This is a genomic window from Streptosporangium sp. NPDC048047, assembly GCF_040653115.1.
Classification (GTDB): Bacteria; Actinomycetota; Actinomycetes; order Streptosporangiales; family Streptosporangiaceae; genus Streptosporangium.
Genome location: NZ_JBEZNH010000077.1, coordinates 1 through 14,092 on the forward strand (window position 1 = coordinate 1; position 14,092 = coordinate 14,092).

Sequence of the window (14,092 nt, forward strand, 5' to 3'; positions counted from 1 at the left end):
CAGCACGCCCTCCAGGGTGTGGCCGAGCAGCAGCGGTGGTTTCCGCTCGGCCGCGCCGGCGACCACGACCTCGCCCGCCAGGCTGGCCCTCGGGGCCTCGTCCCCGGGGGACTCCAGCACCGCGCACTCGATCTCGCGCCCGGGGATCGCCGCCTCCACCAGCACCTTGGGGTCGTGCTCCCGGGCGAACTCGACGGCCCGCTCCAGCTCGCCCAGGTCGGCGGCCCGGGAGATGCCCTGGCTGGAGCCGGCGCGGGCGGGCTTGACGAAGACCGGCCAGCCGAGCTCCTCGACCTCCTTCAGAACGCGCTGGCGGTCGGTCCGCCAGTCGCGGTCGCGGATCACGACGTAGGGGCCGACGGGCAGCCCCGCGGCGGCCAGCACCAGCTTCATGTAGCCCTTGTCCATGCCGACCGCGCTGGCCAGCACCCCGGAGCCGACGTAGCGGACCCCGGCCATCTCCAGCAGTCCCTGGAGGGTGCCGTCCTCGGCGAACGGCCCGTGCATCACCGGGAAGACGACGTCCACCTCGCCGAACTCCTCCGGGACGCGGCTCGGCTCGTAGGAGACCAGCGCGCCGCTGCCGGAGGGCAGTGCCAGGGCCGTGCCCTCCGCGTCGACGGACGGCAGCTCCCGGCCCTCGATCGCGTACCGCTGCCGGTCGGAGACGAGCACCCAGCGCCCGTCCTGGGCGATCCCCACGGGGATCACCTCGTATCTGGACCGGTCGATGACGTCGAGCACGCTCCCGGCTCCGAGGATGGAGACGGAGTGCTCGGAGTTACGGCCGCCGAAGACGACCGCGACCCGGGGCCGGGTTTCGTGCTGCTCGCTCATGATGACCGAATGTACCGTCTCCAGCGGGTCGTCCCGGTTATCTGACGCGCTGGTGGGCGGGCCGGGCCGCCCCGGTGTCCGGCCGCGCGGCCGGACGGGCGCGGGACGCGGGCGTCGGCGGGGCGGGCGCCGGGGGCGGGACGCGAGCGCGGGCGGGCGCCGGAGCACGGGCCTCCCGGGCGGGAACGGCGCGCGGGCCTCCCGGGCGGGAACGGCGCGCGGGCGGCGCGGCGTCAGACGCCGTACCGCTCCGGCTTGGGGGTCCGGGACATCAGCAGCACCGCCGCCTCGTCCGGCGGCATGCCGTCGTGGACGATCGCCACGACCACCTCGGTGATCGGCATCTCCACGTCGTGCTTCCTGGCCAGCGCCAGGACCGACTCGCACGACTTGACGCCCTCGGCGGTCTGCTTCGTCGCGGCGACGACCTCGGCCATCTTCATGCCCCGGCCGAGGTTCTCGCCGAAGGTGCGGTTGCGGGAGAGCGGGGAGGTGCAGGTGGCCACCAGGTCGCCCATCCCGGCGAGGCCGGCGAAGGTGTGCGGGTCCGCGCCGAGCGCCGCGCCCAGCCGGGAGATCTCCGCCAGCCCGCGCGTCATCAGCATCGCGCCGACGTTGGCGCCGAGGCCCATGCCGGCCGCGACGCCGACCCCGAGGGCGATGACGTTCTTCACCGCCCCGCCGAGTTCGACGCCCACCACGTCGGGGTTGGTGTAGGGGCGGAACCACGGCAGGTGGCACGCCTCCTGGAGGCGCTCCATGGCGTGCTCGTCGGTGCAGGCCACGACGGTCGCCGCGGGCTGGCCCCGGACGATCTCGCCGACCAGGTTGGGGCCGGACACCACCGCGACCCGTTCCCCGGGCACCCCGGCGACCTCGCGGATCACCTCGCTCATCCGCTTGGTGGTGCCCAGCTCGACGCCCTTCATCAGGCTCACCAGCACCGTCTCCGGCGGCAGGTGCGGCGTCCAGCGGGTGAGGTTCTCACGCAGCGTCTGGGAGGGCACCGCGAGAACCACGAAGTCGGCTCCGTCGAGGGCCTCGACCGGGTCGGTCGTGGCGCGCAGCGACTCCGGAAGCGTCACGCCCGGGAGGTAGTCGGGGTTCTCGTGGCGGCGGTCGATCGCCCCGACGATCTCGGGCCTGCGGCCCCAGAGCGTCGTCCGGGTGCCCGCCCTCGCCATGATCATCGCGAAGGTCGTGCCCCATGAGCCCGTACCGAATACAGCCGCCTTGGTCATTTCATCACCGTACGTCGAAGTCAGTGGTGCGCAGGTCTCTTGTACGGCGTCCCCGGCGGCCCCTCCCCGCGCAGTTCGGCGAGGAGCGCCGTGATCGCCGCCATGATGTCGGCGGTCGCCTCGCGGAGGACGTCGGCGTGCGGTGGCCGCCCCTCGTACCTCGACAGGTCCACCGGCGGCCCGGTCAGCGTGCGGAACGTCTTGCGCGGCAGCGGCCTGGGCTTCTTGGAACCGTACGGAAGGATCTCCTGGGCACCCCAGTGTGCCACCGGGATGACCGGCACGCCGGTGGCCAGGGCCAGCCGCGCCGCGCCGGTCTTGCCCTCCATCGGCCACAGGTCCGGGTCGCGGGTGCAGGTGCCCTCGGGATAGAACAGCACGCACGCCCCCTCGGCGAGCCTGCGCTCGGCCTCGGCCAGCGAGCGGGCGGCCTCGGCGCTGCCCCGGTACACCGGCACGGCCATCAGCGACCGCACCGCGTGCCCGAGCAGCGGCACCGAGAAGAGACCCGCCTTGGCCAGGATCGTCGGCCAGCGGCCGTTGTTGACGAGGAAGTGGGAGATCAGGATGGGGTCCACCCACGACAGGTGGTTGGCGACCAGGATGATCCCGCCGGTCCTGGGCAGCCGGTCGGCACGGCGCCAGTCCTTCTTGACCAGGAGCCACGAGACGGGCTTGACGATCACGACCGCCAGGGCGACCCAGAACCGGGAAGGCCATCCAGGGCGTCTCATAGCTCCTCCATGTAGGTGTGGTGCGGCCCCAAGTGTCCCGGTTGGCCGCGGGAGGTGTCGAGGCGGGATGCTAAGGCTATGCCTCCTACGGAGAATCCCGGCTGGACCCTGGTCGTGCCGGTCAAGACACTCGTCGCGGCCAAGACGCGCCTGTCGGAGGCGGCCGGGCCGCACCGGGCGGCGCTGGCCGTGGCGATCGCCTGCGACACGGTGGAGGCGGCCCTGCGCTGCGCCGCCGTGGCCCGGGTGGTGGTGGTGACGGGCGACCCGGTGGCGGCCCCGGCGCTGGCGGAGGTGGGCGCCCACGTCACCGGCGATCCGGAGGCGGGGCTGAACGCGGCGCTGCGGCACGGCTGCCTGGAGGCGGTACGGCTGGCGCCCGGCGGCCCCGTCGGCGCGCTCCAGGCCGACCTTCCCGCGCTCCGCCCGGCGGAGCTGGCGCTCGTGCTGGCCGCCGCCGGAGAGTTCGACCAGTCCTTCCTCCCCGACGCCGTCGAGGTCGGCACGACCTTCTACGGCGTGCGCCCCGGCGTGCCGTTCACCCCGGGGTTCGGCGGCCCGTCGCGGGACCGGCACCTGCGGCGCGGCGCGAAGGAACTGTGCCTGTACGGGGTCGACTCGGTCCGCCGGGACGTGGACACCCCCGACGACCTGCGGGCGGCCCTGCGTCTGGGGGTCGGCCCCCGTACGGCGGAGATCGCCGGGAGGCTGGCGGGAATCGGGGGGCCGGGGACCGCCGGCACGCCCGGAGGAACCGAGGGGCCGGGAAGGGAGTCCCCGCCGGGGGACTCCCCTCGCTGAGGTCCCGCCCGAGCCGGGCGGGATCGGGATATCGGGATCAGTGTCCGGCGGGCTCCCCCTCGCGGGCCTGCTTCGGCAGCAGGAAGGACGTCACGAGGGTCGCCACGAGCATGGCCGCGACCACCCACAGCACGGTCCGCACCGCGGTGCCCATGTCGGTGCCGGAGGTCAGCAGGTTGAAGAAGACCGTGCCGAGCAGCGCGACGCCGAAGGAGCCGCCGAGCTGCTGGACGGCCGTCAGTGTGCCGGAGGCCGAGCCGGTCTCGTGCTGCTCGACCCCGGCGAGCACGATGTCGAAGAACGGCGCCATCAGCAGGCCCATGCCGAATCCGGTGACCACCAGGGCGGGGACGAACTGCCAGGCGGTCACGGTCTGGCCCGCAATGGCGACGGTGAGCAGCACGCCCAGCACGCCGAGCGTCATGATCACGATTCCGCCCTGGAGCGCCCGGCGCCCGAACCGCTGCACCGCCTGGGCGGCGCCGAAGCCCGCGATCATTCCCAGGGACCACGGGATCATGACCAGGCCGGCCTTGAGCGCCGAATAGCCGAGCCCGATCTGGGTGTAGAGGTTGAACACCAGCGTGAAGCCCGTCATGGACGAGAAGAAGACCATGCCGGTCAGCAGGCCGCCGGTGAAGGCCCGCTTGCGGAAGAGGCTGGGCACGACCAGCGGGTCTCCGCCGGCGCGGCTCCTGCGGGACTCGAACCAGCCGAAGGCGGCGAAGACGGCGATCGAGGCGGCCATCATGACGAAGGCCCATACGGGCCAGCCGCTCTCCCTGCCCTGGACCAGCGGGTAGACCAGCAGGAAGCTCGCGGCGGAGACCAGCAGCACGCCGGGCACGTCGAGCCGGAGCGGATGCGGCGAGCGCGACTCGGGCAGGAAGCGCAGTCCCGCGAGCACGGCGGCCAGGCCGAGCGGCAGGTTGATCAGGAAGATCATGCGCCAGCCCGTCCCGAGGAGGTCGGCCTCGACCAGCCATCCCGCCAGGGTGGGACCGCCCACCGAGGACAGGCCCATGACGGGACCGAAGAGGCCGAACGCGGTGGCCATCTCCTTCGGCGGGAACATCTCCTTGATCATGCCGAGCCCCTGCGGGAGCATGACCGCGCCGAACAGGCCCTGCACGACCCGTGCGGCGATGAGCAGCTCGGGGGTCTGGGCGACGGCGCACAGCAGCGAGCCGGCGGTGAACCCTGCCGCGCCGATGAGGAACATCCGCCTGCGGCCGAAGATGTCGCCCAGCCGTCCCCCGGTGATCAGGCCGACGGCCATGGAGAGCGTGTAGGCGGCGCCGAGCCACTGGATCGTGGCGGCGGTGCCTCCGATCTCGGCGCGGATGGTGGGCGCGGCGATGTTGGTGACCATCGCGTCGAGAAGGTCCATCACCTCGGCGGCGAGGATCACGAACAGGGCGGCCCAGCGCCAGCGGTAGGCGGGCGCCTCCGCCTCGGGTGGAGCGGGGGTGGTCAGTTCTGCGGCCACGGGGGACTCCTCAGGGATCTGCGGAAACGACGTCCAGCATCGGTGAACAGTGTTCAGCATAGCTGATCACTGTTCATCTAGAGAACAGCGTTCAACAATCGGTACGCCGTTCTTAAGATATGTCGCATCATGCCGCAAGACAAGATATGACGCGAATGAGAGCGGTGTTCGGCGCGGTGATCGCTGTTCACCTCGACATACACTGGCGTCATGAGCGACGAGCTGCCCGCCCTGCCCTGGGACCGCCCGCGCGGCCGGACGCGCCCGCCCCGGATCCCCCTCTCCAGGGACCGGATCATCGAGGCCGCCTTCACCGTGCTGGACCGGGAGGGCTACGACCGGCTGAGCATGCGCATGGTCGCGGCCGAGCTGGGCGTCGCCGTCTCGGCCCTCTACGCCCACGTGAGCAGCAAGGACGAGCTGCTGGAGCTGATGTACTCCCGGTTCTTCGCCGACCTGGAGTGGCCCGAGCCCGATCCGGAGCGCTGGCGGGAACAGCTCAGGGACTACACCCGCGCCGCGCTGGCCAGGCTCCGCTCCCACCGCGACATGGCCAGGGTCTCGATGGGCGCCGTGCCGTTCAAACCGGAGATGCTCCCCCACCTGGACGCGCTCCTCGGGGTGTTCCGCGCCGCGGGCCTGCCCGACCGCGTCGCCGGAGCCGCCGGCGACGTGCTCTCCACCTTCGTGGACGGCTTCGCCCTGGAGGAGAACATGTGGCAGGACCGCTACCGCGCCTCCGACGAGCTGACGTGGCAGGGGATGCGCGAGGCGCTGGAGCGCTACTTCGCCGAGCTGCCGCCCGAGCGCTTCCCGAACCTGACGGCGCTGTCGCACTCCATGCTCGGCCGGTCCAACGACGAGCGCTTCGACCTCGGCGTCGAGATCATCATCCGGGGCCTGGCGTCGTTCGCCGCCGAGGCCGCGGCGAACGACGAGGCGGCGGCGAACGGCGGGGCGGCGGCGAACGGCGGGGCGGCGACCGCCGGGACGGGAAGCCCGGAGCGCCCGGCGGCCGGGACCCCCCCGGAGACGCCGAAGGCCCCGGAGACCTCGGAGCCCGGCGAGACCCGCCACCGCTGACGGCGACGGAGCCGGGGACGGACGTCCGTACGGCCCGGCAGCCGGACGCGGGCCGCCGGGTGCGCGCCGGAGACGGACGCCCCCGCGCACGGCCCGGCAGAGCGGCCATCCGTACGGCCCGGCGCGGGCGGTCGCGGGCTACGCTGGTCGGGTGCAGGCGACGGTGAGGATCTTCGACGCGGCGACCCGGTCCGGGTCGGTCTTCCTCGACGACGGGACCGAGCTGCCGTTCGGCGCGGAGGCGTTCGACGCCGGGCCGCTTCGGCTGCTCCGGCCCGGCCAGCGGGTGAACATCCTCCTCGAGGACGACCGGGTCGCCTACGTCACGCTGTCCACCTTCCCGCTGCCCGGCCGGCCCTGACGGCACGGCGTCCCGCCTCACGCCTCGAGCAGCCGGGCCCCTCGGACCCCCGGACAGCCGGGCCCCCGGACAGCCGGACGCCCGGACCCCTCAGGGCCCGGGCGTCCGGAAGAAGGCTCTACTTTTTCTTCGCGGCCTTCTTTCCCTCCGTGTTGACGAGCTCCTTGAAGTCGGAGCCGGGACGGAACTTCGGCCCCCAGCTCTCGGCGACCTTGATCTCGGCGCCCGTGGAAGGGTTGCGGGCCGTACGGGCGGGCTTGTTGACCATCTCGAAGGCGCCGAACCCCGTGATGGAGACCTTGTCCCCTCGGGCGACGGCCTTCTGGATGGTGTCGATCACCGCGTTCACGGCCTCGGTCGCCGTCTTCTTGTCGCCGACCCGATCAGCGACCGCGTCGACGAGTTCCTTCTTGTTCATAGGTTTGCTCCCCCTGCTTACCGATGTCTGGGAGTGGGCCATGAGGTAGATCGCCCCGTCATCACCCGATTTGTCACGGCATGAGGTCTCAACAGAGCGAGAAACCCCTTGCCCGCTTGAAATTAGGGGACGGAGCCGTATGACTCAATCACCTTCCGCAATGTTTCCAGGACTCGGCGTGTCTGAAACCAGAGCATCTAGGTCCAGAAGGAAGGAATCCAGGCGTCGGGCGGCATGACCCACGTTGTGCTTGGCCGCGTCGTTGATCGAAATCAGCCGCCGGGCCAGCCGCTCCCGCCGGTCGGCGGGCAGGTGGAGACCGCGGACGCGGCGGTGCGCCTCGCGCAGCCGCCGCGCCAGTTCCTCTTCGGGGTCCGTCAGACGGTCGTCGGCAACCATGGCTGCCGGCCATTCTCGTACGCGGCCACGTCGTCGGCGTGGCGGAGGGTCAGCCCGATGTCGTCCAGGCCCTCCATCAGCCGCCAGCGGGTGTAGTCGTCGATCTCGAAGGCGGCGGTCCCCCCGGCCCAGCGCACCTGGCGTTCCGCCAGGTCGACGGTGATCTCCAGGGAGGGGTCGGCCTCCGTCGCCGTCTGGATCTCCTCGACCACGGCGGCCGGCAGGACGACCGGGAGCAGACCCATCTTGGTGGAGTTGTTGCGGAAGATGTCGCCGAAGCGGGCGGCGATCACGACGCGGAAGCCGTACTGCTGCAGGGCCCACACGGCGTGCTCACGCGAGGAGCCGGTGCCGAAGTCGGGGCCGGCCACCAGGATCGACGCGCCCTGGCGGGCCGGGTCGTTCAGGACGAAGCCGGGGTCCTCCCGCCAGGCCGAGAACAGTCCCCTGTCGAACCCGGTACGGCTGACCTGCTTGAGCCAGACGGCCGGGATGATCTGGTCGGTGTCGACGTTGCTGCGGCGCAGCGGCACGGCCCGGCCGGTGTGGGTGGTGAAGGCTTCCATGGTGATCAGACCTCCTGGTCCAGGTCGGCGGGGGCGGTCAGCCTGCCGGTGACGGCGGTCGCCGCGGCGACCTGGGGCGAGACCAGGTGGGTGCGGCCGCCCCGGCCCTGGCGTCCCTCGAAGTTGCGGTTGGAGGTGGAGGCGCTGCGCTCGCCGGGGGCCAGGGTGTCGGGGTTCATGCCCAGGCACATCGAGCACCCGGCCTCCCGCCACTCGGCTCCGGCGGCCTTGAACACCTCGTGCAGCCCCTCCTGCTCGGCCTGGAGCTTGACCAGCATCGAGCCGGGGACGACGAGCGTGCGGGTGACGACCCTTCGGCCGCGCAGCACTTCGGCCGCGGCCCGCAGGTCCTCCAGGCGGCCGTTGGTGCACGAGCCCATGAAGACCGTGTCCACCTCGATGTCGCGGAGCGGGGTGCCCGCGGTCAGGCCCATGTACTCCAGGGCGCGCCGGGCGGCGGCAGGGTCGGAGGTGTCCTCCGGGTCCGGCACCGACTCCCCGAGCGGGACGCCCTGGCCCGGGTTGGTGCCCCAGGTGACGAACGGGGTCAGCGTCGAGGCGTCGATCTCCACGACCGTGTCGAAGACGGCGTCCTCGTCGGTCGCCAGGGAGCGCCAGTGCTCGACGGCGGCGTCCCAGTCCGCGCCGGTGGGGGCGTGGGGGCGGCCCTCGAGGTAGGCGAACGTGGTCTCGTCCGGGGCGATCAGGCCCGCGCGGGCGCCGGCCTCGATGGACATGTTGCAGACCGTCATCCGGCCCTCCATCGACAGCCCGCGGATCGCCTCGCCGCGGTACTCGACGATGTGCCCCTGGCCGCCGCCGGTGCCGATCTTGGCGATGATGGCCAGGATGAGGTCCTTGGCGGTGACGCCGGGAGGCAGCTCGCCGGACACCTCGACGGCCATCGTCCTCGGCCGGTAGGCCGGCAGGGTCTGGGTGGCCAGGACGTGCTCCACCTCCGAGGTGCCGATGCCGAAGGCGATGGCCCCGAAGGCGCCGTGGGTCGAGGTGTGAGAATCGCCACAGACGATGGTCATGCCGGGCTGGGTCAGCCCGAACTGCGGGCCGATGATGTGCACGACGCCCTGGCCGGCGTCGCCCATCGGGTGCAGCCGGATGCCGAACTCGGCGCAGTTCTTGCGCAGTGTCTCGACCTGCGTGCGCGAGACGGGGTCCTCGATCGGGCCGAGGACGGTCGGGACGTTGTGGTCCTCGGTCGCGATGGTCAGCTCGGGCCGCCGGACGGGACGGCCCGCCATGCGCAGGCCGTCGAAGGCCTGCGGGCTGGTCACCTCATGGATGAGGTGAAGGTCGATGTAGAGCAGATCGGGTTCCCCTTCGGCACGTCGCACCACGTGCTGCTCCCAGACCTTCTCCGCCAGCGTGCGGCCCATGTCGCCTCCTTGCGATCAGTCATTCCGCACCCGACTTGCTTTCTCATATGTCGAGACGGCAGTATCGGTGTATGGACAACTCTAGCGGAGTCGGCGTACTGGACAAGGCCGTGCTCGTGCTCAACGCCCTCGAAGCCGGCCCGGCCTCCCTGGCACAGCTCGTCCAGGCCACCGGTCTGGCGCGACCCACGGCCCACCGGCTCGCCGTCGCACTCGAGCACCACCGCATCGTCTCCCGTGACACGCAGGGCCGCTTCGTGCTCGGCCCGCGCCTTTCCGAGCTGTCCACGGCCGCGGGCGAGGACCGGCTCCTGGCCGTGGCGTCGCCGGTCCTCGCCCAGCTGCGCGACCTGACCGGCGAGAGCGCCCAGCTCTACCGCCGCCAGGGCGACGAGCGCGTGTGCGTGGCCGCCGCCGAGCGCTCCAGCGGGCTGCGCGACACCGTGCCGGTCGGCTCGGCGCTGCCGATGCTCGCCGGGTCCGCCGCGCAGATCCTGCTCGCGTGGGAGGAGCCCGACCGGCTGCACCGGGGGCTGCGCGGCGCGAAGTTCACCGCGGCGACGCTGGCGAGCGTGCGGCGCAGAGGCTGGTCCCACAGCGTCGGCGAGCGCGAGCAGGGCGTGGCGAGCGTGTCGGCCCCTATCCGCGGCACGGCCGGGAAGGTGATCGCCGCGATCTCGGTCTCCGGGCCGATCGAGCGCCTCACCCGCACGCCGGGCCGCCTGCACGCGGCGCCGGTGGTGAGCGCCGCGGAACGGATCACCGAGGCGATGCGACGGGCCAACTGAAAGGGCCCGCGGAGTGGCGCGATATGAGGGGGCGAGCACCCTTCCGGAGCCCTAGTCTGGGTGCGTGACAGATCGCATCGAGGCGGCCGCGGCGGAACTGCGTCCCCTGCTCCAGGACTTCATCCTCTGGGCGCGCGAGAACGCGCCCGGCACCGATTCCAACCTGGTCGGTCCCGTCGCCCTGTGGCACCGGCTGACCGCCTCCGACGACGTCAGCCGGTGGAAGCGTGCCGATCTGCGCAAGGTGCTCCTCGAACGGATGCCCCAGGTCGTGGAGGACCCCGACGCCGCGGCGGACGGCATGGTGCCCGCGCTGCGGGCCTACCTGACGTTCCTGTCGGAGACCGGCCGGCTGTCCAAGGGGTCCTCCCCGCTCCGGGACCTGATGGCCGAGCTCGACCGTCTGGAGGACGACTTCGTCGACGCGATGGAGGACCTCGTCGCCGAGCAGGACGACGAGGAGTACGACGAGGAGGACGAGGAGGAGATCGAGGGGCTGGGCGACTTCGAGCCGTTCGCCGACGATCTCGCCGAGCTGCCGACGATCCGCCTGCGCCCCGACGCGGAGCTGGCCAGGGCCGTACGGAGGTCACCGCTGATCGGCAAGGCTCGCGACCTCGCGCTCTGGGTCGGCTCCGAGCGGCGGGTGGGCGAGACGAGCCTGCTCACCGACGCCGAGATCACCGAGGCCGTGGCCGCCCTCGGCCTGCCCGTCCCCCAGGGCGGCGACCAGCCGCTGTCGGACCGGGTGCCCGCGCTCTGGAACATCTGGAACCTCGCCATCGATCTGGACTTCCTCCAGCCCGAGGGCGAGGACACCGTCGGCGCCGATCCCGACGCCGCCGACTGGCCGTTCGAGGACGACGACGACGCCCTGGACGTCTGGATGGCCGGCCTGCACTCGGTCGACTACGGCGACCCCGAGCTGGACGACGAGGACGCCACGATCGCCCTGTCCGGGCTGACCCGGGCGCTGCTGGTCCGGATCCTCCTGGCGAGCGGGTCCAGGTCGCTTCCGGAGCTGCGCGCCGAGCTGGCCGAGGCCGCCGCCGAGTACGACGAGCGCGGCGCCGAGGCGTGGGCCGCGGCCACCGCCAAGTACGGCGACCCGCTCAACCCCGTCCTCGACTGGCTCGCCGGGTACGGCATGGCCGAGGTCGAGCACGACCAGGTACGGCTGACCCCGCTCGGCATGGAGGGCGTGGTCCACCTGGCCGACGACTCCGACATCGAGCTGGACGCCCGGCCCGCCATCGACGCGATGACCGCGTTCGACCTGCTGACCTTCAGCGCGGAGCTGCCCGAGGAGGAGGCGGACGCCGAGTTCGCCGCCTGGATGGAGCTGCGCGAGCCCGCCAAGGCCGCCAGGGAGCTGCTGGAGGCCGCGGCCGAGGACGACGCCGACGCCCTGATCCGGGTGCAGGCGGCCAGCATGGTCGGCTCGCTCGGCGAGGTGGCGGTGCCCGCCTGGCAGGAGGCCCTGGACGAGCCGTCCCTGCACCCCTACGCGGCCACCCACCTGGCCCAGCTCGGCGTGGACGACGCGCCCACGCCCACCCAGGCCGACACCCACTGGCTGATCCTCGACATGCTGACCATCTCCGCCGGTCTCGGCCGGCCGGAGTTCGTCAGCAGCCTCGACGACATCGGCACGGCGTCGAGCCTGGTCGGCCTCCTCGACGTCATCTGGAAGGTGCCGCACCCGCACCTGGAGGAGCTGCTGGAGGCGATCGAGCAGGCCCACCCGGACAAGCAGGTCGGCAAGGCCGCCAAGAGGGCCCTGTTCAAGGCCCGCTCGGCGCACAACTGAGCGCACCGCGGCCGGCCGCCGGGAACCCCCGGGGCCGGCCGTGCCGTACGGCGGTGCGCCGCGGGGGGCCTCGTGCCCGTCAGCGCGTGGCCGTCAGCGCGTGGCCGTCAGCGCGTGCCCGGCGGGCCCCGCGGCGTCTCCCGGTCCCTGACCGGCCGGCCTCGCGATGCGCCTCAGCCCGCGGCGGGCAGGCCCGGCAGGGCGCGGACCAGCGCCTCGGCCCAGTGACGATAGCCGGTCGCCGACGGATGGAACCCGTCGGAGGCGAAGAACCCGGCGATCTCGACGGGCACCTCCGCGGTGGCGTGGACGACCCCCTCGGCGTCGCGCGCCACATCGCGCATGACGTGGTCCAGCGCCCGCGCCCGCAGGCCCAGTACGGCGCGCAGCGGCTGGGGCAGCGCGGGGAACCTCCCGACCGGCGGCATGCCCGCCACCACGACCGGCACCCCGGGCAGCCTCCGGCGCACCGCCGCCACCAGCTCCCGCAGTTCGCCCCGGAACCTGCGCGGCCGGTTGAGCTCCAGCAGCTCGTTCACCCCCAGGGCGACCACGACGACGTCGGCGGGTTCCAGCAGCGGGACCAGCTCGGCGGTGGTGGTGCGGGTGTTGACACCGCTCCTGGCGGCCACCTGCCAGCGCACCGGGCGGCCGGTGCGCGCGGCCGCCTCGCGGGCCAGGAAGCCGGCCAGTCCCTCGTCGTGGGTGGCGACGCCCACACCCGCCGCGGTGGACTCCCCCAGCACGGCCAGCCTGAACACCGGCCCCGCTTCCCCGCCGGGCAGGGTGCCCACGGCCCCCGCGACTCCCGCGACCCCTGGCGTCTCGGAGACCTCCGCGGCCGACGCCCCGTCGGCCCTGCCGGTCACGTCGATCACATCGGTCATGCCGGCGAGCGGTCCCGCGGCCTCGGGGAGCCGGGGTGTCCCGCGCCGGATCCGCAGCCCCTGCACGGCGAGCACCGGCGCCAGCGCGACGGTGGCCGGCGAGGCCAGCCATTCGGCGCTCACGCGTCCTCTCCCTGCCAGTCGGGCAGCGGCCGGTAGATCGCGACGCCCGCGCTCTCCAGTTCCTCGCGGACGCGGAAGTACTCCTCGCCGAACGGGTCGACGCCGGCCAGCGGCATCAGGCCGCGGCGGACGGCGAGGTCGTGGGGGGCCAGGGCGGCGGCCTCGTCGAGGTGGCGCCGGGCGGCCTCGGCGCGCCCGCGGCGCAGCAGCCACGCCGCCAGGCGCCCGTGCAGCCGGGCCAGGCGTTCCTCGTCGGTGGGGGGACGCAGCCGCCGGGTCGTCGCCCCGGCTTCGCCGTCCACCACCCAGCGGCGCAGGGCCGCGACGGCGCGCTCGGACGACAGCCCGTTCATCGACCGGAACGTGTCGGTGGCGGTCATGGTGTCCTGCGGCCGGGCGATCCGGCCCTCCTCGTCGACCCAGACCACGGTCGGCACGTTGATCACGTTGTACAGCTCGGCGATCCGGCCGTCGGCGTCGACCACGGCCGGATGGGCGACGTCGGCGAGCCACTCGGCGGCGTCGGCGGGGTCGCGGTCGAGGGAGACGCTGAGCAGGCTGAAGCCGTACCCGCCCAGCTCGCGGTGGAGGGCGTCCCAGGCGGGCAGGTCGTAGCGGCAGCCGCACCAGGAGGCCCAGAAGACCAGCGCGACCTTGACGCCGCGCAGCGCGACCAGCTCCGGGAAGTCCGGCGCGCGGTCCAGGGCGGTCCCGGCGGGTTCGCCGATCGCGACCACGCCCTCATCCTCGTCGGTGACCGCCGGGCGGCCGAGCAGCTCGGCGAACCTCACCAGGTCCACGCCGTCGCCGTTCTCGGCGGGGGCGGCCCGGAAGGAGGGGATGCACGCCTCACCCCTGCACCAGCCGTGCGGCTTGCGCTCCCAGCCGAGGATCGCCGTCCCGTGCGGCACGACGAGCCCGTCGGCCTTCTCCTCGCGGCCGTCCGCCAGCAAAGTGATCATCTTCGCCCCCTATTAGATAGTGCTGCTCTCTAATTATTGGGGAACACCGGCATCCGGGCAAGAGCGCGATCACGGAAGACGCGCCGGGACGCGGAGGATCACCCGGAGCACAGAGGAGCGGAGGAGCCCGGCCGGAACACGGGAGAGCGGAGGGCCGGCGGAGACGCGCCGGAACACAGGAACGCGCAGACCGGCGGAA

At 72.9% G+C, this 14,092-nt stretch carries 15 protein-coding genes; 5 read left to right on the plus strand and 10 right to left on the minus strand.

The genetic code is table 11. From position 1 onward, the window contains the following. From AB0D67_RS35860 to AB0D67_RS35870, 3 genes are all read right to left on the minus strand, one after another. A partial coding sequence (locus AB0D67_RS35860) for a D-alanine--D-alanine ligase family protein (protein WP_362945906.1) occupies positions 1–837 on the minus strand: 837 nt, incomplete at its 3' end. A gap of 233 nt (positions 838–1,070) precedes the next feature. Then, positions 1,071–2,078, minus strand: coding sequence for an NAD(P)H-dependent glycerol-3-phosphate dehydrogenase (locus AB0D67_RS35865; RefSeq protein WP_362945909.1), 1,008 nt, complete (start codon positions 2,076–2,078; stop codon positions 1,071–1,073). Between the two features lie 20 nt (positions 2,079–2,098). Then, positions 2,099–2,812, minus strand: coding sequence for a lysophospholipid acyltransferase family protein (locus tag AB0D67_RS35870; RefSeq protein WP_362945911.1), 714 nt, complete (start codon positions 2,810–2,812; stop codon positions 2,099–2,101). Between the two features lie 78 nt (positions 2,813–2,890). Here AB0D67_RS35870 and cofC point away from each other — a divergent pair, with 78 nt between their 5' ends. Beyond that, positions 2,891–3,613 carry a 2-phospho-L-lactate guanylyltransferase gene (gene cofC / locus AB0D67_RS35875; RefSeq protein WP_362945914.1) on the plus strand — a complete coding sequence of 241 codons (723 nt, stop codon included), beginning with the start codon at positions 2,891–2,893 and terminating at the stop codon, positions 3,611–3,613. Positions 3,614–3,650: 37 nt separating this feature from the next. Here cofC and AB0D67_RS35880 read toward each other — a convergent pair whose 3' ends face one another. After that, a complete protein-coding gene (locus tag AB0D67_RS35880) occupies positions 3,651–5,102 on the minus strand; it encodes an MFS transporter (RefSeq protein ID WP_362945917.1) in 1,452 nt (483 codons plus the stop codon). A 210-nt stretch (positions 5,103–5,312) separates the two neighbouring features. Between AB0D67_RS35880 and AB0D67_RS35885 the strand changes: the two genes are divergently transcribed. Together AB0D67_RS35885 and AB0D67_RS35890 are read left to right on the plus strand one after the other, a co-directional pair. Next, positions 5,313–6,185: a TetR/AcrR family transcriptional regulator gene (locus AB0D67_RS35885; protein ID WP_362945919.1), complete on the plus strand. Its 873-nt coding sequence runs from the start codon at positions 5,313–5,315 to the stop codon at positions 6,183–6,185. A 151-nt stretch (positions 6,186–6,336) separates the two neighbouring features. Further along, a complete protein-coding gene (locus AB0D67_RS35890; protein WP_362945922.1) occupies positions 6,337–6,546 on the plus strand; it encodes a hypothetical protein in 210 nt (69 codons plus the stop codon). 118 nt (positions 6,547–6,664) lie between these two features. Here AB0D67_RS35890 and AB0D67_RS35895 read toward each other — a convergent pair whose 3' ends face one another. From AB0D67_RS35895 to leuC, 4 genes are all read right to left on the minus strand, one after another. Beyond that, a complete protein-coding gene (locus tag AB0D67_RS35895) occupies positions 6,665–6,964 on the minus strand; it encodes an HU family DNA-binding protein (RefSeq protein ID WP_362945925.1) in 300 nt (99 codons plus the stop codon). A gap of 144 nt (positions 6,965–7,108) precedes the next feature. Beyond that, a complete protein-coding gene (locus AB0D67_RS35900) occupies positions 7,109–7,363 on the minus strand; it encodes a hypothetical protein (protein WP_362945927.1) in 255 nt (84 codons plus the stop codon). Continuing rightward, positions 7,342–7,929 carry a 3-isopropylmalate dehydratase small subunit gene (leuD, locus tag AB0D67_RS35905; protein WP_362945930.1) on the minus strand — a complete coding sequence of 196 codons (588 nt, stop codon included), beginning with the start codon at positions 7,927–7,929 and terminating at the stop codon, positions 7,342–7,344. The genes AB0D67_RS35900 and leuD overlap by 22 nt, the downstream gene beginning before the upstream one ends. Positions 7,930–7,934: 5 nt before the next feature. Continuing rightward, complete coding sequence (gene leuC / locus AB0D67_RS35910) at positions 7,935–9,323, minus strand: 3-isopropylmalate dehydratase large subunit (protein ID WP_362945932.1); 1,389 nt, start codon at positions 9,321–9,323, stop codon at positions 7,935–7,937. Positions 9,324–9,394: 71 nt separating this feature from the next. Here leuC and AB0D67_RS35915 point away from each other — a divergent pair, with 71 nt between their 5' ends. Both AB0D67_RS35915 and AB0D67_RS35920 read left to right on the plus strand, forming a co-directional pair. Beyond that, positions 9,395–10,111 carry an IclR family transcriptional regulator gene (locus AB0D67_RS35915; protein ID WP_362945935.1) on the plus strand — a complete coding sequence of 239 codons (717 nt, stop codon included), beginning with the start codon at positions 9,395–9,397 and terminating at the stop codon, positions 10,109–10,111. Between the two features lie 64 nt (positions 10,112–10,175). Beyond that, positions 10,176–11,921: a hypothetical protein gene (locus AB0D67_RS35920; RefSeq protein WP_362945937.1), complete on the plus strand. Its 1,746-nt coding sequence runs from the start codon at positions 10,176–10,178 to the stop codon at positions 11,919–11,921. Between the two features lie 173 nt (positions 11,922–12,094). Here the strand turns inward: AB0D67_RS35920 and AB0D67_RS35925 are convergent, their stop codons facing one another. Both AB0D67_RS35925 and AB0D67_RS35930 read right to left on the minus strand, forming a co-directional pair. Next, a complete protein-coding gene (locus AB0D67_RS35925; protein WP_362945940.1) occupies positions 12,095–12,931 on the minus strand; it encodes an SGNH/GDSL hydrolase family protein in 837 nt (278 codons plus the stop codon). Continuing rightward, a complete protein-coding gene (locus AB0D67_RS35930) occupies positions 12,928–13,893 on the minus strand; it encodes a TlpA disulfide reductase family protein (protein ID WP_362945942.1) in 966 nt (321 codons plus the stop codon). The genes AB0D67_RS35925 and AB0D67_RS35930 overlap by 4 nt, the downstream gene beginning before the upstream one ends. Positions 13,894–14,092 lie beyond the last annotated feature (199 nt).

Bases quoted from the DNA above. Each gene is read 5' to 3' on its own strand.
- AB0D67_RS35865 (WP_362945909.1), bottom strand. From the start codon at position 2,078: ATGACCAAGGCGGCTGTATTCGGTACGGGCTCATGGGGCACGACCTTC.
- AB0D67_RS35870 (WP_362945911.1), bottom strand. From the start codon at position 2,812: ATGAGACGCCCTGGATGGCCTTCCCGGTTCTGGGTCGCCCTGGCGGTC.
- cofC (WP_362945914.1), top strand. From the start codon at position 2,891: ATGCCTCCTACGGAGAATCCCGGCTGGACCCTGGTCGTGCCGGTCAAG.
- AB0D67_RS35885 (WP_362945919.1), top strand. From the start codon at position 5,313: ATGAGCGACGAGCTGCCCGCCCTGCCCTGGGACCGCCCGCGCGGCCGG.
- AB0D67_RS35895 (WP_362945925.1), bottom strand. From the start codon at position 6,964: ATGAACAAGAAGGAACTCGTCGACGCGGTCGCTGATCGGGTCGGCGAC.
- AB0D67_RS35900 (WP_362945927.1), bottom strand. From the start codon at position 7,363: ATGGTTGCCGACGACCGTCTGACGGACCCCGAAGAGGAACTGGCGCGG.
- leuD (WP_362945930.1), bottom strand. From the start codon at position 7,929: ATGGAAGCCTTCACCACCCACACCGGCCGGGCCGTGCCGCTGCGCCGC.
- leuC (WP_362945932.1), bottom strand. From the start codon at position 9,323: ATGGGCCGCACGCTGGCGGAGAAGGTCTGGGAGCAGCACGTGGTGCGA.
- AB0D67_RS35915 (WP_362945935.1), top strand. From the start codon at position 9,395: ATGGACAACTCTAGCGGAGTCGGCGTACTGGACAAGGCCGTGCTCGTG.
- AB0D67_RS35930 (WP_362945942.1), bottom strand. From the start codon at position 13,893: ATGATCACTTTGCTGGCGGACGGCCGCGAGGAGAAGGCCGACGGGCTC.